This is a genomic window from Pseudomonas frederiksbergensis (genome assembly GCF_001874645.1).
In the GTDB taxonomy this organism is placed as follows: domain Bacteria; phylum Pseudomonadota; class Gammaproteobacteria; order Pseudomonadales; family Pseudomonadaceae; genus Aquipseudomonas; species Aquipseudomonas frederiksbergensis_B.
The window spans coordinates 4016179-4040182 of record NZ_CP017886.1 but is presented as its reverse complement, the minus strand read 5'-3'; the positions used below and the strand labels follow the sequence as shown (position 1 = coordinate 4040182).

Genomic DNA, 24004 nt, shown 5'->3' with positions numbered 1-24004 from the left:
CCTGCGGTTGAGAAAGATTAAGTAAAGGATTGTCGCGGCCATCCTCTCGATCGAACGACCGTCTGTTATCACCAAGGCGCCTCACGGCGCCCCTGCAGCCCAAACTACGCCATCGAAACGCCGGTTGCCCACTGACTCACAAATGCAGCGACCCGCTCCTCATTGAGACTTTCGACGGTTCGCAAACGTAGCAAGGGGATACCGCTCTTGTTCAGGATGCTGTCTTTCAAAGCATCACGCTCCGCCTGCTCCGGCGTGTCATGGCTACCGCCGTCGACCTCTATCACCCCCAGCGGGGTTTTCCCGACTTTGTAATAGAGCACGAAATCACAACTGGCGGCGTTCCTCATGAATTCGCGCTCACGAGGCGTCAGGTTTGTATTGTTGGTCGAAACCAACTGGTTCAGTTCGATCTGCGGTTGGAACTTGAGCCCCCGGCACGTCTCTTGATCCAGCGTATCACGCAGTATCTGCGCCACGATCTGCTCGGATTTGAACTCGGAGTCTTCTCTGCGCAATCGGGTATTGAGCCGTTCAAGCGACTGGTCGTATTCCGTGTAGAGCAGATCGAAAGCCGAAATCAACGGCGCGCGGTGCAGCTGTCCTTTCTCCGCGTAGTATTCGATGTAGCGCACCAGCGCCGCGATATGCCCTTTGTTCTTCGTGAAGACGTCGTCTCCTGTGACCAGAGTGAAACGATGCTTGGCGCGCGATATCGCCACATTGACCATGCGTGCATCATCGACGAAATCCAGTCGATCCTGAGCGTTGCTTTTTTTGTCCAGTACGGTGGAAAAGACGATCTCGTCGCACTCGCGCCCTTGGAATTTGTGCACGGTCTCGTTGACGAAGTCCGCCGGTAGAAGCTTGCGCGAGAGCGCGACCTGATCCTTGTAAGGTGCAATGAACCCCCTGCCGCCCGCGTCCTCCCAAACACTCTCACCCTGCCCTTCAAACATCGCCAACAGCGAGTCGAGTTCGCGCTGGTTGGTATTCTCGCGTGCGTGATTGCCCTTGGCGGTGACGAGCAACGACAACGGTTTTTCTCCGCTGTCCTGAGTCATCGGAACCAGTTGGTTGTCGTAGAACTGCTGATTGCAGAACTGAATGATTCGCGGGTGGCAGCGATAGTGTTCTTTGAGCAAGGTCGTCGGGATTACTCCATTGAACACACTGACGCACGAATCGAGCAGGCTATGCTTCTCACAATCGTAATGGTCCTTGGGCGCCGGCATGTCCAGCTTTGCCGGAATGTGCGCCAACTGTTTTCTATCGCCAACGATGATCAGGTTCTTCGCGCAACCCAGCGCCAGAACTCCCGGAACGATGTCTTGTTGGGAGGCCTCGTCGATGATCACGTAATCAAGCACCGTGCCGCGTTTGAGCGAATTGATGATCGAATGCGTACTGCTTGAAATGATTGGATAACGCTTCAAGAACCCGTCGAACAGGTCTCGGTAATTTTCCGCCGTAAAGGCTCCAGGGTTGGGTACATGCTGATGCAGATGCTGTTTCAGGCACTTCATCGAAGCACTCGTCAGCTCATCCAGCAATGCCTGGTAATTACCCATGTGCAACGCTTGCTGATGGCTGGCCAGTGCCGCTCTTTTTTCCTGCAACGCCTTGTCGTAGTAGTGAAGCTGAAGGCCATAGAAAGCCGACTTGCGCTTCTCCCAGTTATCAAATGGCCGGGTGCGCAGAATCCTGAAGTTGAACAGCAGCTCGATTCTGTCCTTGATCCTGACGCGACCGCCGGCAAGATGTGTCAGGTATGCCATCAGGTCCGTGGTCTTTTGCGGGGAGAGCTTGTACTTGTCCAGGTTGGCTATCTGTACGCCGTTATCCTGCTGCCATTGCTGCAGATAGCGCTGTTCCACCTCAAGCTCATCGATTTCAATCTGCAGCTGCGCCACGGCGTTGCGCGCACTCAGAAGAACCTTGAGCTGTTGCAAGACGAACTGAATGCGCTCCATCGAAGGTGCGGCGTCAGGCTCCGTCGAAGGCCGAGGGCGCGGATTGGCGAAGAATGCCTCGCGGTTCTCTCTGCTGCCCAATGTGGCGACAAGATAATCCAGCCCGGACTTGCCCAGTTTTTCACAGACATTCGCAACGGCAGAATTGTTGTTGGACACCACTGCCACGTTTTTTCCACGCATCAGGATGTTGGCGACAATGTTCAAAATCGTCTGCGTCTTGCCGGTGCCAGGCGGCCCTTCGATCAGACTGATCTGGGAGGTGAAGGCCTGCTCGACGGCTTGAAGCTGGCTTTCATTGATACCAAAAGGAAAGATGAAGCCCGCCGTCTGCTCATACCGTCCATTCTGCCCGGTGCAGTAGGCGTTCAGTGCGGTGTCCGCGCTTGCAATGATTGCATCCACCTGGCGCAACACATTCTCGGCGATCGGCCTCTCCTCCGGCTCGGCATGATCTATCCGGGCGTTGGCTACCGAATGAAAATAGCGGAATACCGGTTCGTCCTTCATTTGCGTTGCCGTGACGAACTCGATATCGCCCAGCTTGTACGCGTACTTTTTCCTGCCTGCGGAATACTGAATGACGGCATATTTCTCGCCGTAGATTGCAGCTGTCTCGAAGGGGGCTGCCACCGAACTGCCCTTTTTGCGCAGAAGCTGGCCTTTTACCTCGCGGGTAGGAACGACCTTGCAGTCCTCCAGGGGGCTAAAAAACTTCTTGCCGGAGAGAAAGTGGCAAACCAGTGACAGACCGTCACCGTTGGCTGTTTTTATCTCCCAATCAGTGATCTGTCGGGTCTTGTCTTCGCCGCGCACGTAAATAGAAACCATATATACCCTATGCAGGCTGGTTCACAGCCTGTCCACATCCATGTTGTCGAAACCCAAATCCAGCGACCCGGTGAGGCTGACACTATTTTGACATCACTTTTCGTCCGAGCACCAGCTTCCAGCCAGTACGCGGAGTAAACAGATGTAAACGTTTCCTCCAGATGCAACAAGGGCGCTTCACAGCGCCCTTGTTGTTCAACTCATTCCCACTCGATCGTCGCTGGCGGCTTGCTCGACACGTCGTAGGTGACGCGGGAGATGCCTTCGATTTCATTGATGATGCGGCCGCTGACGGTTTCCAGCAGCTCGTAAGGCAGGTGAGCCCAACGTGCGGTCATGAAGTCGATGGTTTCTACCGCACGCAGGGCGACGACCCAGGCGTAACGACGGCCGTCACCGACCACACCCACCGATTTCACTGGCTGGAACACCACGAATGCCTGGCTGACCTTGTGATACCAGTCGGCTTTACGCAGCTCTTCGATGAAGATGTGGTCGGCGCGACGCAGCAGGTCGGCGTATTCCTTCTTCACTTCACCGAGGATCCGCACACCCAGGCCCGGGCCCGGGAACGGGTGACGGTAGACCATGTCGTACGGCAGGCCGAGTTCCAGACCCAGACGACGGACTTCGTCCTTGAACAGCTCACGCAGCGGTTCAACCAGCTTGAGGTTCATTTCTTCCGGCAGGCCACCCACGTTGTGGTGCGACTTGATCACGTGAGCCTTGCCGCTTTTCGCGCCAGCCGACTCGATCACGTCCGGGTAAATGGTGCCTTGGGCCAGGTACTTGATGTTGTCCAGCGTGTTGGACTGGGCATCGAACACGTCAATGAAGGTACGGCCGATGATCTTGCGTTTTTTCTCAGGGTCCGACTCGCCGGCCAGGTTGTTCAGGAACTGGTCTTCAGCGTTGGCGCGGATCACCTTGACGCCCATGTTCTCGGCGAACATGGCCATCACTTGTTCGCCTTCGTGCAGACGCAGCAGACCGTTGTCGACGAAGACACAGGTCAGCTGGTCGCCGATGGCTTTGTGCAACAGCGCAGCAACCACCGAAGAATCCACACCGCCGGACAGGCCGAGCAGTACGTTGTCGGTGCCAACCTGGGCGCGAACCTGAGCGATGGCGTCTTCAGCGATCTTCGATGGAGTCCACAGGGCTTCACACTCGCAGATGTCGAGGATGAAACGCGACAGGATGCGACCGCCTTGCTTGGTGTGGGTCACTTCCGGGTGGAACTGCACGCCGTAGTAACGACGCTCGTCGCTGAACATGCCAGCAATCGGGCAGCTCGGGGTGCTGGCCAGGACGTGGAAGTCTTCCGGCATCCTGGTGACCTTGTCACCGTGGCTCATCCACACATCGAGGCCGAACAGGCCGTCGGCGTCGATGTGATCTTCGATGCCGTCCAGCAGGCGGCTCTTGCCGACCACGTCGACACGGGCGTAACCAAACTCACGCAGCTCGGAACCTTCAACCTTGCCGCCCAGTTGCTCGGCCATGGTTTGCATGCCGTAGCAAATACCGAAAACCGGTACGCCCAGGTCCCAGACCGCTTGCGGCGCGCGAGGGCTGTTGGCTTCGTGCACGGACTCGGGGCCGCCGGCGAGGATGATCCCTTTCGGTGCGAATTCGCGAATCGCTTCGTCGTCCATGTCGAACGGGTGCAGTTCGCAGTAAACACCGATTTCACGCACGCGACGGGCGATCAGCTGGGTGTACTGGGAACCGAAGTCGAGGATCAGGATGCGGTGAGCGTGAATGTCGAGGGCCATGATTCAGTCTCGTCTAAGTAATTCAAAAACAGTCGTGATTCAGAAACAACTCGGGGCTGAAAACAGCCCCGGTTACTTAACTTTTTGCTGGAAGCATCAACCTACGCGGTAGTTTGGCGCTTCTTTGGTGATCTGCACGTCGTGGACGTGAGATTCCGCCATGCCGGCGCCGGTGATGCGCACGAACTCTGGCTTGGTGCGCATTTCTTCGATATCGGCGCTACCGGTGTAGCCCATGGAAGAACGCAGGCCGCCCATCAGTTGATGGATGATAGCGCTCAGGGTGCCCTTGTACGGAACACGCCCTTCGATGCCTTCCGGAACCAGCTTCTCGGCACCCGCGGAGGAGTCCTGGAAGTAACGGTCGGAAGAGCCTTGCGCCTGGGACATGGCGCCCAGCGAACCCATGCCACGGTAAGCCTTGTACGAACGGCCCTGGAACAGTTCGATCTCGCCCGGCGCTTCTTCAGTACCGGCGAACATCGAGCCCATCATCACGCAGGAAGCACCGGCAACGATGGCCTTGGACAGGTCACCGGAAAAACGGATGCCGCCGTCGGCGATCAACGGAACGCCAGTGCCCTCAAGGGCAGCGGCGACGTTGGCGATGGCGCTGATTTGCGGCACGCCGACACCGGCAACGATACGGGTGGTGCAGATCGAGCCAGGGCCGATGCCGACCTTGACGGCGTCAGCGCCCGCTTCGGCCAGCGCCTTGGCGGCAGCGCCGGTGGCGATGTTGCCGCCGATCACCTGGACTTCAGGGAAGTTCTGTTTGACCCAACGAACGCGGTCGATCACGCCTTTGGAGTGACCGTGGGCAGTGTCGACCACCACCACGTCAACGCCGGCAGCAACCAGTGCGGCAACGCGATCGCCGGTGTCTTTACCGGTACCGACCGCAGCGCCGACACGCAGACGACCCTGGTCGTCCTTGCTGGCCAACGGGTAAGCCTTGGCTTTTTCGATGTCGTTGACGGTCATCATGCCTTTGAGGGCAAACTTGTCGTCGACGATCAGTACGCGTTCGATGCGGTTTTTGTGCAACAACTCGCGGACGTCGTTTTTGTTGGCGCCTTCACGGACGGTCACCAGACGCTCTTTAGGCGTCATGACTTCACGAACGGTGGCTTCCAGACGGTTTTCAAAACGCACGTCACGGGAAGTGACGATGCCGACCAGGTCGCCATCGTGCAGTACCGGAACGCCGGAGATGTTGTGCAGGCGGGTCAGTTCGAACAGTTCACGAACCGTGGCGTCAGCCTCGATGGTGATCGGGTCCTTGACCACGCCGGCCTCGTAACGCTTGACCTTGCGCACTTCGGCAGCTTGCTGCTCGATGGTCATGTTCTTGTGGATGATGCCGATGCCACCTTCCTGAGCCATGGCAATGGCCAGACGGGCTTCAGTGACGGTGTCCATGGCAGCAGAAACCAGTGGAATATTCAGCTCGATGCCACGGGTAAGGCGGGTTTTGAGACTGACTTCGTTAGGAAGCACCTCGGAATAACCGGGCACTAAAAGAATGTCGTCGAAGGTCAGAGCTTCTTGGCTGATACGCAGCATCGCGGGGGCTCCCGAGCGGGAAAATGGAAGCGCGCCATTATACTCAGACACCCCCGTGGGCTCAATGTAAAACTCAGCCTATTATCGGATGGGTTTATTTTGGCCTGACGCGGTCTCTGTAGCAGTTGCCGAAGGCGACGTCCGGCCGCGAAGCGGTCGCTACTCGATCATCCCGTTTTTCCTGTTGAATCGCGTTATGCGGATTTACGGCTGCTTCGCAACCGGACGTCGCCTGCGGCAACTGCTACAGGAACTGCGGCAGTCTTACAGCTCTACTTTCACCCAACTCACCGGCAGGTCCAGCCATTCGGCGAATTCGTCGATGAAGCTCTGCTTGAACCCGGCCTCAGCCCAGTTATTGAAGATAAACCCCAGGTTCGAGAAGCCGCATTCCTGCAGGAACAGAAAGCCGTTGATGTCGTCTTCATGCCCGCATTCCGGGCAGATGAAGTTGTCAGTGCGCCCCGGCATCCAGTCTTCCAGGCTTTCGAACAGCGCTTCGCCAATCTCTTTGCGGCACTCGGCACAACCGGCCTCTTCGAGAAATCCCTTGGCCGGTGTATAGATGCAGCGCTTGGTGATGATCTCCAGTCCATTGATCGGCTCACCAAACGGCAGCGCTTCGGGATGCAACACCACCGCCCGCGCACCGGGTGCGATAGCGTGGGCCATGCGATTGCCGGTACGACCGCAAGTGGTGAGCTCTTCTTCAATGATGTTCTTGCGCACCAGCCACCGCACAATCGCCCGCGCCCGGGGTTCGTGCACCGGCAGTGTGGAGATTTTCGGGACGAGGATGCTTTGCGAGTTCATGGGTACAGCCCTGAAGCATTTAATGAGAGATCGGCATTAACCGGCCTGGCGTCATCGCGGGCAGGCCTTGCCCGCGAAAGCGATATGAGGCGCGGCAGCTTAATCCCTGACAGGCTCAGGTCAAGTGCTCAGATACCTGCCAATCAAGGCAATCCCACTGGCCAGCACCAGCCAGGTCACCAGCCGCACAAAGGCCTCGCGGGACATCTTCATGGTCAACCGTCGACCGATCCACAGCCCCAGCGCCATGGCCGGCAACAAACACACCGCCAGTACCCACAAGGGTAGCTCGGCATAGACCCCGGCGATCACGAACAGACTCAAACGCACCACCGTGCTGCAACTGATCAACGCACTTTGCGTGGCTCGGGCCGCGTCCTTGGGCAAGCGGCTGTTCAGATAGATGGCATATAAAAAGCCGCCACTGCCGAACAGCGCCCCAAACATTCCGCCCACCGTACCCATCGGGATCGCCCACGCGGCAGCCAACTGTGTCGGCCGGGCTTTGACCCACAGGCTATAAATCGCATACGCGCTGATAAACAGCCCCATTAACAGCAGCAACAGATCAGATTTGAGGTTCAGCAGAAAGATCACCCCCAACGTGCAACCCACCGCCATGCACGGCAGCAACCGCAATAATTCGGGTTTGACCACGTCCCGCCGCGACGGCAGCAAATTGCCGAACGCTGCGACAAAATCCAGCAACACCAGCAAGGGCACGATTTTCGACAGTGGCATGAACAGAATCAGGATCGGACCTGCCACCAGCGCCGTGCCAAAGCCGGCGATGCCAAAAACGATATAGGCCAGGCTGATGCCCAGCCCGATCACCAGCCAATCCGTGGGGCCGAAGGACCATTGATTTAACAGCTCCAGCACATCCATTGGCATACCGTCCGTTTTCCCTGCGATGTTTTTAGTCCGCTGCGAGCAATATCCCACAGCAATGGCGCAAATACCTGTAGGAGCTGCCGCAGGCTGCGATCTTTTCCAATAGATATGACGCCGAAGATCAAAAGATCGCAGCCTTCGGCAGCGCCTACGCCTAGGCGATCGTGCATTCATCCGGAGAATGCCATTAAACTGCGCCCCATGATTAAAGATCCCTTTGCAAGACTCGGCCTGGACCGAGAAGTCCTGACGGTCAGCCAGCTCAACGGCCGCGCGCGGGTGTTGCTTGAAGACGTGTTCAGCAACATCTGGGTCGAAGGCGAAATCTCCAACCTCGCCCGCCCGGCGTCCGGCCACCTCTATTTCACCCTCAAGGACAGCGGCGCCCAGGTACGTTGCGCACTGTTCCGGCAGAACGCTGCACGGGTCCGTCAGGCCTTGAAGGATGGCCTGGCCGTTAAGGTTCGGGGCAAGGTTTCGCTGTTTGAAGGGCGTGGCGACTATCAGCTGATTCTCGACACCGTGGAACCTGCCGGTGACGGTGCGTTGCGCCTGGCGTTCGATGCACTGAAGGAAAAACTCAGCGCCGAAGGCCTGTTCAGTGCCGAACGTAAAGTGCCGCTGCCAGCACACCCGCAACGCATCGGCATCATCAGTTCGCCAACCGGCGCGGTGATTCGCGACATCATCAGCGTATTCCGTCGCCGTGCGCCGCAAGTGGTGTTGACCCTGATCCCCACCGCCGTGCAAGGCCGCGAAGCCACCGCACAGATTGTCCGCGCACTGAAACTGGCCGACGCCCGTGGTTTCGATGCGCTGATCCTCGCGCGTGGCGGCGGTTCGCTGGAAGACCTCTGGTGCTTCAACGAAGAAGCCGTGGCCCGTGCGGTGGATGCCTGCGTCACGCCGATTGTCAGCGCCGTGGGTCATGAAACCGATGTGTCGATCAGCGACTTCGTGGCCGACGTCCGCGCACCGACACCGTCGGCCGCCGCTGAACTGCTGGCACCGGATTCCAGCGATCTGGTGCGCCGGGTCGAAAGCCTGCATCGGCGATTGGTGATGCGCATCCGCGACCGCTTGATGCGTGATCGCCTGCGCCTGGAAGGCATGTCGCGTCGCTTGCGCCATCCCGGCGAACGCCTGCGTCAGCAAGCGCAACGTCTGGACGACCTGGACATGCGTATGCGCCGAGCGTTCGAGCGCAGCCTAAATACCCGTCGCGAACGACTGATTCGCCTCGAAACCCGCCTCGCCGGGCAACATCCGGGACGGCAACTGGCACTGCTTCGCCAGCGCCTCGACAGCCTCGCCGAACGCCTGCCGCGCTCGATGCGCGAAGGTCTGAAGGCCCGTCGCCTGCAACTGCAAACCCAGGTGCAAACCCTGCACGTGGTCAGCCCTTTGGCGACACTCGGCCGTGGCTACAGCATTTTGCTCGATGAGCGCGGTAACGCGATCCGCAGTGCCGCGCAGACTCAAAACGGCCAACGCCTGAAAGCCAGACTCGGCGAAGGCGAATTGCAGGTCCGGGTTGAAGACAACCATCTGACGCCTGTCACCCTTTCTTTACTGGATTGATCCATGCCGCGCTTTCTTGCACCGTTGCTGCTGCTTTGCCTGACCTTCAACGCCCACGCCGACAGCTACCTCACGCGCCTGCTGAACAAACCGGTGCCGGGAGGTGTGGCAGTCGTCGACCTGGGTACTTCGGCTCAGGCCCCCAAGGCCAGCTATCAAGGCAAACCGGTGCTGGTAGTCAAGGAACAGAACAACTGGCTGGCGATTGTCGGCGTGCCCCTGACCGTCAAACCGGGCAACCAGCAGATCAGTAGCGGTGGCCGTAACCTGACGTTCATGGTCGGCAACAAGAAGTACCCGGAACAGCACATCACCTTGAAGAATCAGCGTCAGGTGAATCCGAACCCGGCCGACCTGAAACGCATTGAAGCCGAATTGGACGAACAGGTTCGCGCCTACCGCAGTTTCAGCCCGGTGACGCCGAGCAACCTGCTGCTGGACAAGCCAGTCAATGGTCCGCTGTCGAGCAAGTTCGGTGTGCGCCGATTCTTCAACGGCGAAGAGCGCAACCCCCACGCGGGCCTGGACTTCGCGGTGCCGGCGGGCACGCCGATCAAGACACCGGCGGCCGGCAAAGTGATTCTGATCGGCAACTACTTCTTTAACGGCAACACCGTATTCGTCGACCACGGCCAGGGCTTTATCAGCATGTTCTGCCACCTGTCGAAAATCGACGTCAACGTCGGCCAGCAACTGGCGCGCGGTGGCGTGGTCGGCAAAGTCGGCTCCACCGGTCGCGCCACCGGGCCGCACATGCACTGGAACGTCAGCCTGAACGATGCCCGTGTGGACCCGGCGATTTTCATCGGCGCATTTCAGCCATAAACGCCCCGACATGGATTGCGCATGACGAACGGTCTGCGCAATCGCCACAAACAATTTCAACTAAACCGAAGATAAAATCTCGCCAAAAAAGGTTTTTCGGGTATTTCTCTCAAAGTTTTTCGACTGCTTGCCATCTTCCACCCTCGCGGTTAGGGTTGAAGGCATGAAAACTTCTCACACCCTCATTCAGCTCCGCCAGCACCGCAGCCTGTGCCTCGTCAGCGCACGACTGCCGGGCTGAATCGCGGTGCCTCGCCCCACGCTTTATCCAACGCATTTTTGATTCACCGGCAGGCCGCCTCTTTTCGGCCACAACCATAAGGATTTCCTGATGAGCATGCTCAAAGACCCGTCTTCGAAATACCGCGCTTTCCCGACTATCGACATTCCGGATCGCACCTGGCCATCGAAGACCATCACTGCCGCGCCGATCTGGTGCAGCTCCGACTTGCGCGATGGTAACCAGTCGCTGATCGAGCCAATGGACGCAGTGAAAAAGCTGCGTTTCTGGAAAACCCTGGTCGCTGTGGGCGTGAAAGAAATCGAAGCCTCCTTCCCGGCGGCTTCGCAAACCGACTTCGACTTCGTGCGGACCCTGATCGAAGGCGGCCACATCCCGGACGACACCACCATTCAGGTGCTGACCCAGGGCCGTGAAGACCTGATCGAACGGACTTTCGAATCCCTTCGTGGCGCGAAAAAAGCCATCGTTCACCTCTACAACGCGACCTCCCCTTCCTTCCGCCGGATTGTCTTCAATCAGGACAAGGACGGGATCAAGGCCATCGCCGTGAACGCCGCCAAGCTGTTCGTCAAATATGCCGCCAAGCAGCCGCAAACCGAGTGGACCTTCGAATACTCGCCAGAGACCTTCAGCGCCACTGAGCTGGAATTCGCCAAGGAAGTCTGCGACGCGGTGATCGAGGTCTGGAACCCGACGCCTGCGCACAAGGTGATCCTCAACCTGCCGGCCACCGTCGAATGCGCCACACCAAACATCTACGCTGACCAGATCGAGTGGTTCGGCCGTCACATCAATCGTCGTGACAGCGTGATCATCAGCCTGCACACCCACAACGACCGTGGCACTGGCGTTGCGGCCACCGAGCTGGGCCTGATGGCTGGCGCCGACCGCGTCGAAGGCTGCCTGTTCGGCAACGGCGAGCGTACCGGTAACGTCGACCTGGTCACCGTGGCCTTGAACCTCTACACCCAGGGTGTTGACCCTGAGCTGGATTTCTCCGACATCGACGGCGTGCGTAAAGTCGTTGAAGAGTGCAACCAGATTCCGGTGCACCCACGTCACCCGTACGTCGGGGACCTGGTTCACACCGCGTTCTCCGGCTCGCACCAGGACGCCATCCGCAAGGGCTTCGCCCAGCAGAAACCGGACGAGCTGTGGGAAGTGCCGTACTTGCCGATCGACCCGGCCGACATCGGCCGCAGCTACGAGGCGGTGATTCGCGTCAACAGCCAGTCGGGCAAGGGCGGTATCGCTTACCTGCTGGAACAGGAATACGGCATCAACTTGCCGCGTCGCATGCAGATCGAGTTCAGCCAGGTGGTACAACGCGAGACCGATCGCCTGGGCCTCGAGATGACTGCCCAGCAGATCCACGCGCTGCTTCACAGCGAGTACTTGCAGGCCAACACGCCGTACGCACTGGTCAGCCACCGTCTGCAGGAAGAAAACGGTCACAGCGCCGTCGAAGTGGAAGTCTCCAGCAAAGGCCAAGGCGAAACCAATCTGCACTGGCGTGGCAAGGGCAACGGCGCCCTGGAAGCACTGGTGGCCGGCCTGCCAATCCCGGTAGAAATCATGGACTACAACGAACACGCGATCGGCGCAGGCACCAATGCCAAGGCTGCGGCCTACATTGAACTGCGAGTGAACGGTGAACGTGCGGTGCATGGCGTGGGTATCGATGAAAACATCACCACCGCCAGCTTCAAGGCCCTGTTCAGTGCGCTGAACCGCTCCTTGAGCCAGCCGGAAGCGAAAGCGGCGTAACGCGTGCACAACGCAAAAGGCCCCGAGGTGCAAACCTCGGGGCCTTTTTTGTGGGTGCTATTGGAGGATCAAAAGATCGCAGCCTGCGGCAGCTCCTACGGGGGATTGCATTCCAATGCAGGAGCTGCCGCAGGCTGCGATCTTTTCGGACCACCCGGATTTCAGGTGAGTTCGAAGGTATCGGCATCCAGATTCGCCGGGAACCGTGTGCGATACGCCGCCAACTCCGCAGCGTTCAGAACAACCTGAAACACCCCATCAGCCTCACCGGCACTGAGCAACGTCTCGCCCTGGAAATCCAGCACCTGGCTATCGCCGGTATAAGCAAAGCCCTTGCCGTCGGTGCCAATCCGGTTCACCGCGGCGACATAGCAAAGGTTTTCGATGGCCCGCGCCGGCAGCAAACGGTTCCAGTGCTGACGCCGGGCACCCGGCCAGTTAGCGGTGTACAGCAGCAGGTCGGTGTCTTGCGCATCGCGGCTCCACACCGGGAAGCGCAGGTCGTAGCAAATCAGCGGGCGCACCCGCCAACCCTTGAGCTCGAACTGCACCTGACACTCACCTGCAGTGTAATGTTTGTGCTCGCCAGCCATGCGAAACAGGTGACGCTTGTCGTAATGCAAGACCTCACCGTCCGGGCGCGCCCACAACAGTCGATTACGATGGCTGCCATCGGCGGCCTGGACAATCACGCTGCCGGTAATCACCGCATCAAGTTTGGCGGCCTGCACTCGCAACCATTTGCTGGTCGGGCCGTTTTCCGCTTCGGCGAGGGTTTGCGACTCCATGGAAAAACCGGTGGTGAACATCTCCGGCAGGATGATCAGGTCCGAGCCCCGCGCCTGTTCCAGCAACAGCTCGAAATGCTTGAGGTTGGTCTGACGGTCATGCCAGGCCAACGTGGTCTGGATCAACGCAATGTTCAGATTGGGCAAGGCGGTCAGATCGCGCATAGTTTTTCCGCTGCCTGACGCAGCGTCTCCTCACGCTTGGCAAAACACAGGCGTACCAGACGCTGTTCCTGTAGCGGGTTCTGGTAGAACACCGAAATCGGGATCGCCGCCACGCCATGCTCGCGAGTCATCCACCTGGCCATCTCGACATCGTTCAGGTCCGGGCGGATCTGCGAATAGTCGAGCAACTGGAAATAGGTCCCGGTGACCTTGGTAAAGCTGAACCGCGAAGGCGCCAGCAAATCGCAGAACAGATCACGCTTGGCCTGATAGAAACCCGGCAACTCTTCGACATGTTCCGGATGCTCGGCCATGAAGTCGGCCAGCGCGTACTGCAACGGGGTCACACCGCAGAAACTGACGTATTGATGCACCTTGCGCAGCTCTTCTGTCAGCGCCGGTGGCGCGACCACGTAGCCGGTCTTCCAGCCAGTGACGTGATAGGTCTTGCCAAAGGAACTGACCACGAAGGCGCGCCGATACAGCTCTTCATGGGCCAACACGCTGGCATGCGCTACGCCGTCAAACACCAGGTGTTCATACACCTCGTCGCTGATCACATAGATATCGCGGTCTCGAATCAATGCCGCCAACTGATCCAGCTCGGCGCGCGAGATCAGCGCACCACTCGGGTTGTGCGGCGAGTTGAGGATGATCATTCGCGTGCGCGGGCTTAGCGCTTCGCCGAGCTTCTGGAAGTCGATGGCGAAATCCTTCCCCCCCAACGGCACATGCACGCAACGACCGCCGGCCAGCGCCACCGAAGGCTCATAACTGTCGTAGGCCGGATCGAAGACAATCACTTCGTCACCGCTGTGGATAACCGCTTGAATGGCGCAGAAGATTGCCTGGGTCGCGCCGGGCGTGATGGTCACCTCGGTATCGGCATTGACGCTCACCCCATAACTGCGAGCGATCTTCGCCGCCACTTGCTGGCGCAGCGCCGGCAGGCCGGTCATCGGTGAGTACTGGTTATGGCCATTGGCAATGTGCCGACCGACCGCATCGCACAAGGCTTGCGGAGCATCGAAATCGGGGAAACCCTGGGACAGGTTGAGCGCGCCGCTCGAAGCCGCGAGCTGAGACATTTGGGTGAAGATAGTGATGCCGACATTCGGCAGCTTGCTGGTGATCATCGGTGATTCCCTACTGAACACCCGGCTCTAACGGCGGCGCGGGAGAACCCGAGGATAGCTCAAACGCCAGACACGAAAAAGGGCGCTCTGTTGAGCACCCTTTTTATGACCTACCCCTGTAGGAGCTGCCGCAGGCTGCGATCTTTCCAGCGATCACACCGCCCCGAAATCAAAAGATCGCAGGCTCCTACAAAAGCAACAATCAACGCTTGTCGCGGCGCTTCTTGTCGGCTTTCTTGTGGTGCGTCATCAAGCGGCGCTTCTTGTTGACCTGACGGTCGGTGAGCGTGTTCTTGTTGCCTTCGTACGGGTTCTCACCGCCTTTGAACTCGATGCGGATCGGCGTACCGACCAGCTTCAAGACGCGACGGTAAGTGTTTTCCAGGTAACGGACGTAAGACTTTGGAACCTTCTCGACCTGGTTACCGTGGATCACGATGATCGGCGGGTTCGCGCCACCCAAGTGGGCATAACGCAGCTTGATCCGGCGGTTGTTGACCATCGGTGGCGCGTGCTCACCGACCGCATCTTCCAGAATCTGGGTCAGGCGGTTGGTCGGCCAGCGGGTGACTGCGGACTTGAACGAGTTCTGCACCGACGCGTAGAGGTTGCCCACGCCCGTACCGTGCAGGGCCGAGATGAAGTGGATATCAGCGAAGTCGACGAAGAACAGCCGACGTTGCAGCTCGACCTTCACGAAGTCGCGCTCGCTCGGCGTCATGCCATCCCACTTGTTGATCGCGATCACCAACGCACGACCCGCTTCCAGGGCGAAGCCCAGCAGGTTGAGGTCGTGGTCCACCACACCTTCGCGGGCGTCCATCACGAAGATCACCACGTTGGCGTCTTTGATTGCTTGCAGGGTTTTGACCACGGAGAATTTTTCGACTTCTTCGTGGATCTTGCCGCGCTTGCGCACACCCGCGGTGTCGATCAGCGTGTACTTCTCGTCGTTACGTTCGAACGGGATGTAGATACTGTCGCGGGTGGTGCCGGGTTGGTCATAGACGATTACCCGGTCTTCACCGAGCATGCGGTTGACCAAGGTCGACTTGCCGACGTTCGGGCGGCCAATGATAGCGATCTTGATACCGTCTTTTTCGCTCGGACCAGGAATGCGCTTGGCTTCCTCGCCTTCGGCAACGATCTCTTCTTCGCCGTCTTCCGGCTCTTCGTTGTCTTTAGGGAAGTCGCTCAGGGCGATTTCCAGCATCTGGGTGATGCCACGACCGTGGGCACCGGCGATCGGGATCGCGTGCCCCATGCCCAGCGGGGCGAACTCGGCGCGGGCCATTTCAGGGTCGATGTTGTCGACCTTGTTGGCAACCACGTAAGAACGCTTGTTACGCTTGCGCAAGTGCTCGGCGATCATCTGGTCGGCCGCGGTGAAACCGGCTTTGGCATCTACCAGGAACAGAACGACATCCGCTTCTTCAATGGCCAGCAGCGACTGCTCGGCCATTTTTTCGTCCATACCGTGTTCGTCACCGGAGATACCGCCGGTGTCGACCAAAATGTAGGAACGCCCTTGCCACTTGGCCTCACCGTATTGGCGATCACGGGTCAGACCGGACAAGTCGCCAACGATGGCGTCACGAGTCCTGGTCAGGCGGTTGAACAAGGTGGACTTGCCGACGTTCGGTCGGCCCACCAGGGCGATTACGGGAACCATGCGGCTCTCCACTTCGTTATTTCAGAAAATACAAAAGCCGCTGCGAGGCAGCGGCTGGTGCTCGGGGCAGCGCCTGTAAGCGCTGCGAGCCCCGTAGAACGGGGCCGCTTGGGGAACTAACCCCAAGCATAGCTAAAGGGCCTGCGCTCGATCATGCTGCGTTAAAAATCAGCTCGAGATGCTCATTGACTAAAGTCAACTCCGCTCTCTCGCTGATTTTTGCCTTGCCTGATCTTCGCTCGGCTCCTTTAGGGAAAATGTTACTTGATGGTCAGGGCTTCCAGTTTGCCACTGTTGCCAAACACGTAAATCATGTCACCCACCACCAGCGGACGGGCACGAAGGCCGTCGCTGTCGATGCGCTCACGGCCAACGAATCGACCGTCCACCTGACTCAGCAGGTGCAGGTAACCTTCCAGGTCACCGACTGCAACGTAGCTGGAGAACACTTCCGGTGCCGACAGTTGACGGCGGGCCAGCGAGTCGTTACTCCACAAAGAGGTGGTCGAACGCTCGTCGATGCCTTCAACAGTACCCGAAGACAGGCTGATGTAGACGCTGCCGAAACCTTGAGCGACACCGGCATAGCTGGAAGCATCACGCTGCCAGAGCTGACGACCGCTTTGCAGGTCCAGGGCCGCAACGCGCCCCTGATAGCTGGCGACATAAATCTTGTCGCCAGACAGCAGCAGGCCGCCGTCGATATCGACCACGCGTTCCAGCTCCGAGCGACCCTGTGGAATCGCAATGCGCTGTTCCCAGACCGGCACGCCGTTGGAAATATCCAGCGCTACCACTTTACCGGTCGACAGACCGGCAATCGCCAGGCGGTTGGTGACGATCGGCGCACTGGTGCCGCGCAGGGTCAGTACCGCTGGAGTGCTGTCATACAACCAGCGCTGGTTGCCGGTGGAGGCATCCAGGCCGATCAGACGATCGTCCTGGGTTTGCACCACCACCACATCACCGTTGTTCGCAGGCGGTGCGAGCACTTCGCTGGACACGCGAGCGCGCCATTTCTCTTCACCGGAGCTTGCATCCAGTGCAATCACTTCGCCTTTGAGCGTACCGATCATGACCAGACCGTAACCCACGCCAACGGCGCCGGAGACAGGCAACTCAAGATCTTTCTTCCATTTGACGTCGCCGTTCATGCGATCCAGCGCCATCACGATGCCTTTGGAGTCGGCAGCATAGAGGGTGTTGCCATCGATGGCTGGCACCAGCATGTTGTAGATATCGCCCTGACCGTTACCGACCGAACGACTCCACTGCTTTTGCAGGACCACTTCTTCTTTGAAGTTGACCAGTTCAGCCGGCGGCAATTCTTTTTTGCTGTTGCTGCTGCAACCCGCGGCCAGAATGGCCAGAGCCAGCAATGCTGCATGTTTCCAACGGATCACGTCACGCATCCCCTTTGGCCAGGTCGTCCAGCTTGATTTGTAAGCCACCGACCGCCGCTTCATCCGACAGCGCAGCCTTGGCTTTTTGATAAGCAGCATGGGCTTCATCGGTACGACCCAACTGGACCAGCAGGTCACCCTTGAGTTCTTCGCGAGTGGCCAGGAATGCCTGATCGGCATCACCTTCGAGCAGTTTCAGAGCTTCGTCAGCCTTGTTCTGTGCGGCCAGGACCTGAGCCAGACGTTGACGCGCCACTTCGCCCAGAGCCGGATTGACGGGTTTGTCAGCCACCGCCTTGAGCTCGCTTGCAGCGTCATCCAGCTTGCCGCTGTCGACCGCAACTTTCGCCACGAACAGGCTGCCATATTGTGCGTAAGCCGTGCCACCGAACTCGCTGTTGAGCTTGCTGGCGAGGTCCGCTACACGGGCCGTGTCAGGCTTGCCATCCGGGGTCAGCGTGGTTTCCAGCAGTTGCTGATAAAGCATCGAGGCGCCTTGCGACTGATTGCTCTGATACTTGTGAAACGCCTGCCAGCCGAACACGATGACCAGCGCCAACAGGCCGCCGGTTACGAGAGGTTTGCCGTTACGCTGCCACCAGTCTTTGAATTCCGCCAGATGTTCGTCTTCGGTACTCGACACCCCAATACTCCTTATTCGCTAAATCGGCTGTTTGACAGCTTCAACCCTGCACGACGCAGGTGGCCAGGTGAGCGGCAAGCGCATCCCAGGCAATGCTTTGTTGTTCGCCCTGGCCACGCAGAGGTTTGAAACCTACCACTTGCTGGGCCATTTCGTCGTCACCGAGGATCAATGCGTACAGCGCACCGCTCTTGTCGGCCTTCTTGAACTGACTTTTGAAGCTGCCCGCGCCGGCATTGATCTGCAGACGCAGGTTTGGCAGCTGATCACGAACCCGCTCGCTCAGTGTCAGCGCTGCCAACTCGGCGGCTTCACCGAAGGCGCAGAGGTAGACATCGACCTGCCGGGAGATTTCTTCCGGGATCTGCTCCAGGGTTTCGAGCAGCAGCACCAGACGCTCGATGCCCATGGCGAAACCAACGCCCGGGGTCGGCTTGCCGCCCATCTGCTCGACCAGACCATCGTAACGGCCGCCCGCGCAGACAGTGCCCTGGGCGCCGAGCTTGTCGGTGACCCATTCGAATACGGTCTTGCTGTAGTAATCCAGCCCACGCACCAGCTTCGGGTTGATCACATAAGGAATGCCGGCAGCATCCAGACGCGCCTTCAGGCCCTCGAAGTGAGTGCGGGACTCTTCGTCGAGGTAGTCAGCCATCTTCGGTGCATCGACCAGCGCCGCCTGGGTATCGGCGTTCTTGGTATCCAGCACCCGCAGCGGGTTGGTTTTCAGGCGGCGCTGGCTGTCTTCGTCCAGTTGGTCCAGACGTGCCGTCAGGTACTCCACCAGCGCTTCGCGATAACGACCGCGAGATTCGCTGGTGCCCAGGCTGTTGAGTTCGAGCTTGACCGCGTCACGGATGCCCAGCTCGCCCCACAGGCGCCAGGTCAGCACGATCAGTTCGGCATCGATGTCCGGACCATCAAGGTTGAAGACTTCGCAACCGATCTGATGGAACTGACGATAACGGCCTTTTTGCGGACGTTCGTGGCGGAACATCGGGCCGATGTACCAGAGTTTTTGCACCTGGCCACCGCCGGTGATGCCGTGCTCAAGCACTGCACGCACACACGCCGCCGTGCCTTCAGGGCGCAGGGTCAGCGAGTCGCCGTTACGGTCGTCGAAGGTGTACATCTCTTTTTCGACGATGTCGGTCACTTCACCGATGGAGCGTTTGAACAGCTCGGTGAACTCGACGATCGGCATGCGAATCTGCTTGTAACCGTAGTTATCCAGCAGACGCGAAACGGTGCCCTCGAAATGACGCCACAGCGGGGTCTGTTCGGGCAGGATGTCGTTCATGCCACGAATGGCTTGCAGAGACTTGCTCACTATAAATCCTTAAATTCGTTCGGCTCTTTAGTCGGGCTCAGCCACGCGCGATAACGGCGGCGTCGGCTTCGACCTTTTCGGCCGCTTTCTGGCGGATCAGCCTTTCCAGCTCATCCACCAGATTGTCATTCGTCAGTTTCTGCGACGGCTTGCCGTCGATGTAAATCAGGTTCGGCGTACCGCCAGTCAGGCCGATATGGGCCTCTTTGGCTTCGCCGGGGCCGTTGACCACGCAACCGATCACTGCAACATCCAGCGGCACCAGCAGATCTTCGAGGCGCCCTTCCAGTTCGTTCATGGTTTTCACCACATCGAAGTTCTGCCGCGAGCAGCTCGGGCAGGCGATGAAGTTGATGCCACGGGAACGCAGGTGCAGGGATTTGAGAATGTCGTAGCCGACTTTCACTTCCTCGACCGGGTCAGCCGCCAACGAGATGCGAATAGTATCGCCAATCCCTTCGGCGAGCAGCATACCGAGGCCCACGGCGGATTTCACTGTGCCTGAACGCAAACCACCGGCTTCAGTGATGCCCAGGTGCAATGGCTGCACGATTTCCTTGGCCAGCAGACGATAGGCTTCGACAGCCATGAACACGTCGGAAGCCTTCACGCTGACCTTGAAGTCCTGGAAGTTCAGGCGCTCAAGGTGCTCGACATGGCGCAGGGCCGACTCGACCAGCGCGGCCGGTGTCGGTTCGCCGTATTTCTTTTGCAGGTCTTTTTCCAGGGAACCGGCGTTGACGCCGATACGGATCGGAATCCCGCGATCACGGGCGGCATCGACTACCGCGCGCACACGGTCTTCACGACCGATGTTACCCGGGTTGATCCGCAGGCAATCGACGCCCAGTTCGGCCACGCGCAGAGCGATCTTGTAGTCGAAATGAATGTCGGCAACCAACGGCACCTTGACCAGTTGCTTGATCCGACCGAAGGCTTCGGCAGCGTCCATATCCGGAACGGAGATCCGCACGATATCGACACCGGCCGCTTCCAGACGATTGATCTGGGCCACGGTGGCGGCAACGTCATTGGTGTCGCTGTTGGTCATGCTCTGTACAGCAATAGGCGCATCACCGCCCACCGGTACCGAACCAACCCAGATCTTGCGGGATTCGCGACGTTTGATTGGAGATTCGCCGTGCATGACTTATTGACCCAACTTCAGGCGAGCAGTCTCGCCACTGGTGAACGGAGCTACATCGACCACTTGCCCGTTGTAGCTGACCTGCGCGCCACGGGCATAGCCCAGGCGTACTGCAAACGGTGGTTTGCCACTGACGTCGGCGGTTTCGCCTTTACGCTTGAGACCGCTCAACAGCACTTTGCCGTTGCCATCGGTGACTTGCGTCCAGCAGTTGGCAGAGAACTGAATCCGCACCTGGCCCGCGCCGGCAACCGGAGCGGCCGGAGTGGCGGATGCAGCAACCGGAGCGGCGGCCACGACCGGCGCTGGCGCAACAGCCGCGACCGGTGCCGCAGGTGTTGCAACAATGGGGGCTGGAGCAGTGCGCGCTGTCGGCACAACGACGGGGGCCATTGGCGCAACCACAGGGGCTACCGGAGCGGCCGGAGTCGGCGCTTCAACATTTGCCTGAACTTCGGCAGTGGCCGGGCCTTCAGGCAATGCCAGAGGCGTCGCGGCTTCGTTCTGACCTTCTACAACGGCCTGATCTTCCGGCTCGTCGAGCGGATGGATCTGCGTGGTGCCATCGGCGCCTTCGACTTCAACGTGTTCAGGGCTCAGACCAATCAGGTCCTTGGTGCGCAACGAGGTTTGATCCTGCCACCAGACAAAACCGCCACCCACCACGGCAATCAGCAGCAACAGGCTGACGATTCGCAAAATGGTGTGGGAAACCCGCGATGGCTCTTCGATACGCCCAAGGCTGTGCACGTTGCTGCCCTGGGAATCGGTGCCGGTGTGCTGGTCGAACTGCTGAACCAGAACGGCCTGGTCCATGCCAAGCAATTTGGCGTAAGCGCGGATATAGCCGCGAGCAAAGGTATGCCCTGGCAACTTGTCGAAAGCGCCGTTTTCCAGATTGCTCAGGGAATTCACGGTGAGATTGAGCTTGAGCGCCACTTCCGCCAGCGACCAACCATTGCCTTCGCGGGCCTGACGCAGGGTCTCTCCGGGGTTTACGCGAGTCGCTGCTACAACTTCTGGATGCGCCGCTTTCATCATTGCTCCGACAGGTATTGCTGATATTCCGGCGTACCGGGATAGAGTCGTTTTAATTGCAGGCCCAAACTGGCAGCCTTGTCGCGATCTTCGAACACGCCTGCCAGCCGAACGCCGAGCAATAGACTACGTGCATTTTGCTCGGCGAGCAGGCTAAAACGATCGTAATAGTCACGCGCGGGCACATAATGCCTGTCTTCGTACGACAACTCAGCCATTTCCAGCAACGCTCGTGGCTGTTGGCGGTTCAGGCGCAGGGCTTTTTCCAGCTGCTGGCGAGCCAAATCACGCTGACCGAGCATCGAAGCCGTCATGCCGAGATTCTCGAAAACCCGTGAACGCTCAGGATAAAGGCTATCGGCAGCCGCTTGTTCAAAGCGCTCGTACGCTTCCTTGTAACGTTTCTCTTCAAAGAGAAAACTGCCGTAGTTGTTCAGAATGCGTGCATCGCCGGGACGACCGGACAGTGCCTTGCGAAAATGCTGATCAGCGAGCTCGGGTTCCATCTCGGCCTGAAACACCAGGCCCAACGCTGCGTTGGCATCCGGGTCGGAGCTATCCAGTTCGAGGGCCTTCTTCAGCGGGACTTTCGCCCGCTCGGTCATGCCTTGCTGCAGATACCCTACACCCAGCTGCACATAAGCAGCACGCGCCTCATCGCGCCCCTTGCTGGTTTTCATCGGATTGAAATCACCCGACAGAACACAGCCAGCCGACAGACTGGCGAACAGCAGAAGCAGCGCTAGGCGCAGTGACATAGAGATCCTCTCTTACGTACGATTCGCAGCGTCTTGCGGCATATCGTTGTCGGCGCTCAACTCACGCACGGCGATATAACGTTCGCTACGACGGGTGCGATCCAGCACCTGTCCTACCAATTGGCCACACGCGGCGTCGATATCTTCGCCACGGGTGGTGCGCACGGTGACATTGAAGCCAGCGTGATGAAGTTGATCCTGGAAACGACGGATGGCGTTGTTGCTCGGCCGCTCGTAACCGGAATGGGGGAACGGGTTGAACGGGATCAGGTTGATCTTGCAAGGCGTGTCCTTGAGCAACTCGATCATTTCAACCGCATGCTCGACCTTGTCATTGATGTCCTTGAGCAAGGTGTACTCGATGGTCAGCACGCGCTTTTCGCCCAGGGACGACATGTAGCGGCGGCAGGATTCGAGGAGCATTTTCAGCGGGTACTTCTTGTTGATCGGTACCAGCTGGTTACGCAGCGCATCGTTCGGTGCGTGCAGGGACAACGCCAGGGAAACGTCGATGTGCTTGGACAGCTCATCGATCATCGGCACCACGCCGGAGGTCGACAGGGTCACACGGCGCTTGGAGATGCCATAGCCCAGGTCGTCCATCATCAGGTGCATGGCGGCAACGACGTTGTCGAAGTTCAGCAGCGGCTCACCCATGCCCATCATCACCACGTTGGTGATGGCACGGTCGGCGGTTGCCGGGATGCTGCCGAACGATTTATTGGCAATCCACACCTGGCCGATGACTTCGGCGGCGGTAAGGTTGCTGTTGAAACCTTGCTTGCCGGTGGAGCAGAAACTGCAATCCAGGGCACAGCCTGCCTGGGACGAAACGCACAAAGTGCCGCGCTTGCCCTGGGGAATGTAGACGGTCTCGACGCAGCTGCCGGACGCCACGCGCACCACCCACTTACGGGTGCCGTCGCTGGAGATGTCCTCGCTGACCACTTCGGGGCCGCGAACTTCGGCAATAACCTTGAGCTTGTCGCGCAAGGCCTTGCTGACGTTCGTCATGGCGTCGAAATCATCGACGCCAAGGTGGTGAATCCACTTCATTACCTGACCGGCACGGAAACGCTTCTCCCCGATTGAGTCGAAGAATTTTTCCATTTCCAGCTGAGTCAGACCCAGCAGGTTAGTTTTAACAGTCGATGTAGTCATGGATTCACCTTCACTCTCAAGCCAATGCTTAGCGAGTGGTTACTTCAGTAGCTGCGAAGAAGTACGAGATTTCGCGAGCAGCAGCGGCTTCGGAGTCCGAACCGTGCACAGCGTTGGCGTCGATGGAATCAGCGAAGTCAGCGCGGATGGTGCCGGCAGCAGCTTCTTTAGGGTTGGTAGCGCCCATCAGCTCACGGTTCAGAGCGATAGCGTTTTCGCCTTCCAGAACCTGAACAACAACCGGACCGGAGATCATGAAAGCAACCAGGTCGCCGAAGAAACCACGAGCGCTGTGCTCAGCGTAGAAGCCTTCAGCTTCGGCTTTGGACAGTTGCTTCAGTTTCGAAGCTACAACGCGCAGGCCAGCTTTTTCGAAACGAGTGGTGATCTCGCCGATAACGTTTTTTGCAACTGCGTCAGGCTTGATGATGGAGAAAGTACGTTGAACAGCCATGGTGTAACTCCAGAAACGGTAATTTGCGAAAAATTAA

At 58.7% G+C, this 24004-nt stretch carries 19 protein-coding genes; 3 read left to right on the top strand and 16 right to left on the bottom strand.

The features are described from left to right. Positions 1 to 104: 104 nt before the first annotated feature. From BLL42_RS19415 to BLL42_RS19395, 5 genes are all read right to left on the bottom strand, one after another. On the bottom strand, positions 105 to 2804 hold the full coding sequence (locus tag BLL42_RS19415) for an AAA domain-containing protein (protein WP_071553521.1): 2700 nt from the start codon (positions 2802 to 2804) through the stop codon (positions 105 to 107). A 200-nt stretch (positions 2805 to 3004) separates the two neighbouring features. Further along, a complete protein-coding gene (gene guaA, locus BLL42_RS19410; protein ID WP_071553520.1) occupies positions 3005 to 4582 on the bottom strand; it encodes a glutamine-hydrolyzing GMP synthase in 1578 nt (525 codons plus the stop codon). A 96-nt stretch (positions 4583 to 4678) separates the two neighbouring features. Then, a complete protein-coding gene (guaB, locus tag BLL42_RS19405) occupies positions 4679 to 6148 on the bottom strand; it encodes an IMP dehydrogenase (RefSeq protein ID WP_071553519.1) in 1470 nt (489 codons plus the stop codon). A 264-nt stretch (positions 6149 to 6412) separates the two neighbouring features. Beyond that, complete coding sequence (locus BLL42_RS19400) at positions 6413 to 6961, bottom strand: sugar ABC transporter ATPase (RefSeq protein WP_071553518.1); 549 nt, start codon at positions 6959 to 6961, stop codon at positions 6413 to 6415. A gap of 120 nt (positions 6962 to 7081) precedes the next feature. Then, on the bottom strand, positions 7082 to 7849 hold the full coding sequence (locus tag BLL42_RS19395; RefSeq protein ID WP_071553517.1) for a sulfite exporter TauE/SafE family protein: 768 nt from the start codon (positions 7847 to 7849) through the stop codon (positions 7082 to 7084). A gap of 207 nt (positions 7850 to 8056) precedes the next feature. Here BLL42_RS19395 and xseA point away from each other — a divergent pair, with 207 nt between their 5' ends. The 3 genes from xseA to leuA all read left to right on the top strand — a co-directional run bounded on the left by xseA (position 8057) and on the right by leuA (position 12272). Beyond that, entirely contained in the window at positions 8057 to 9436 is a 1380-nt protein-coding gene (gene xseA, locus BLL42_RS19390) for an exodeoxyribonuclease VII large subunit (RefSeq protein ID WP_071553516.1), read from the top strand. A gap of 3 nt (positions 9437 to 9439) precedes the next feature. Beyond that, positions 9440 to 10261: a M23 family metallopeptidase gene (locus BLL42_RS19385; RefSeq protein WP_071553515.1), complete on the top strand. Its 822-nt coding sequence runs from the start codon at positions 9440 to 9442 to the stop codon at positions 10259 to 10261. A 331-nt stretch (positions 10262 to 10592) separates the two neighbouring features. Beyond that, the gene (leuA, locus tag BLL42_RS19375; protein ID WP_071553513.1) at positions 10593 to 12272 is read left to right on the top strand and encodes a 2-isopropylmalate synthase; all 1680 of its coding nucleotides are present in this window, start codon (positions 10593 to 10595) and stop codon (positions 12270 to 12272) included. Positions 12273 to 12433: 161 nt separating this feature from the next. Here leuA and BLL42_RS19370 read toward each other — a convergent pair whose 3' ends face one another. From BLL42_RS19370 to ndk, 11 genes are all read right to left on the bottom strand, one after another. Continuing rightward, on the bottom strand, positions 12434 to 13225 hold the full coding sequence (locus BLL42_RS19370) for an amidohydrolase (protein ID WP_071553512.1): 792 nt from the start codon (positions 13223 to 13225) through the stop codon (positions 12434 to 12436). Beyond that, positions 13213 to 14361, bottom strand: coding sequence for a pyridoxal phosphate-dependent aminotransferase (locus tag BLL42_RS19365; RefSeq protein WP_071553511.1), 1149 nt, complete (start codon positions 14359 to 14361; stop codon positions 13213 to 13215). The genes BLL42_RS19370 and BLL42_RS19365 overlap by 13 nt, the downstream gene beginning before the upstream one ends. Positions 14362 to 14563: 202 nt before the next feature. Beyond that, positions 14564 to 16033, bottom strand: a complete 1470-nt coding sequence (gene der / locus BLL42_RS19360) for a ribosome biogenesis GTPase Der (RefSeq protein ID WP_071553510.1) — start codon at positions 16031 to 16033, stop codon at positions 14564 to 14566. Positions 16034 to 16293: 260 nt separating this feature from the next. Then, complete coding sequence (bamB, locus tag BLL42_RS19355) at positions 16294 to 17445, bottom strand: outer membrane protein assembly factor BamB (protein ID WP_071553509.1); 1152 nt, start codon at positions 17443 to 17445, stop codon at positions 16294 to 16296. After that, positions 17438 to 18079: a tetratricopeptide repeat protein gene (locus tag BLL42_RS19350; RefSeq protein ID WP_071553508.1), complete on the bottom strand. Its 642-nt coding sequence runs from the start codon at positions 18077 to 18079 to the stop codon at positions 17438 to 17440. Before BLL42_RS19350 ends, bamB begins: the two co-directional genes overlap by 8 nt. A 40-nt stretch (positions 18080 to 18119) precedes the next feature. Beyond that, a complete protein-coding gene (gene hisS / locus BLL42_RS19345; protein ID WP_071553507.1) occupies positions 18120 to 19409 on the bottom strand; it encodes a histidine--tRNA ligase in 1290 nt (429 codons plus the stop codon). A gap of 37 nt (positions 19410 to 19446) precedes the next feature. After that, entirely contained in the window at positions 19447 to 20556 is a 1110-nt protein-coding gene (ispG, locus tag BLL42_RS19340; protein ID WP_019693460.1) for a flavodoxin-dependent (E)-4-hydroxy-3-methylbut-2-enyl-diphosphate synthase, read from the bottom strand. A gap of 3 nt (positions 20557 to 20559) precedes the next feature. Next, complete coding sequence (locus BLL42_RS19335) at positions 20560 to 21594, bottom strand: RodZ domain-containing protein (protein ID WP_071553506.1); 1035 nt, start codon at positions 21592 to 21594, stop codon at positions 20560 to 20562. After that, positions 21594 to 22352, bottom strand: a complete 759-nt coding sequence (pilW, locus tag BLL42_RS19330) for a type IV pilus biogenesis/stability protein PilW (protein ID WP_071553505.1) — start codon at positions 22350 to 22352, stop codon at positions 21594 to 21596. The genes BLL42_RS19335 and pilW overlap by 1 nt, the downstream gene beginning before the upstream one ends. A 12-nt stretch (positions 22353 to 22364) precedes the next feature. Then, positions 22365 to 23513, bottom strand: a complete 1149-nt coding sequence (rlmN, locus tag BLL42_RS19325; RefSeq protein WP_071553504.1) for a dual-specificity RNA methyltransferase RlmN — start codon at positions 23511 to 23513, stop codon at positions 22365 to 22367. Positions 23514 to 23541: 28 nt separating this feature from the next. Then, positions 23542 to 23967 carry a nucleoside-diphosphate kinase gene (gene ndk / locus BLL42_RS19320; RefSeq protein WP_007916882.1) on the bottom strand — a complete coding sequence of 142 codons (426 nt, stop codon included), beginning with the start codon at positions 23965 to 23967 and terminating at the stop codon, positions 23542 to 23544. Positions 23968 to 24004 lie beyond the last annotated feature (37 nt).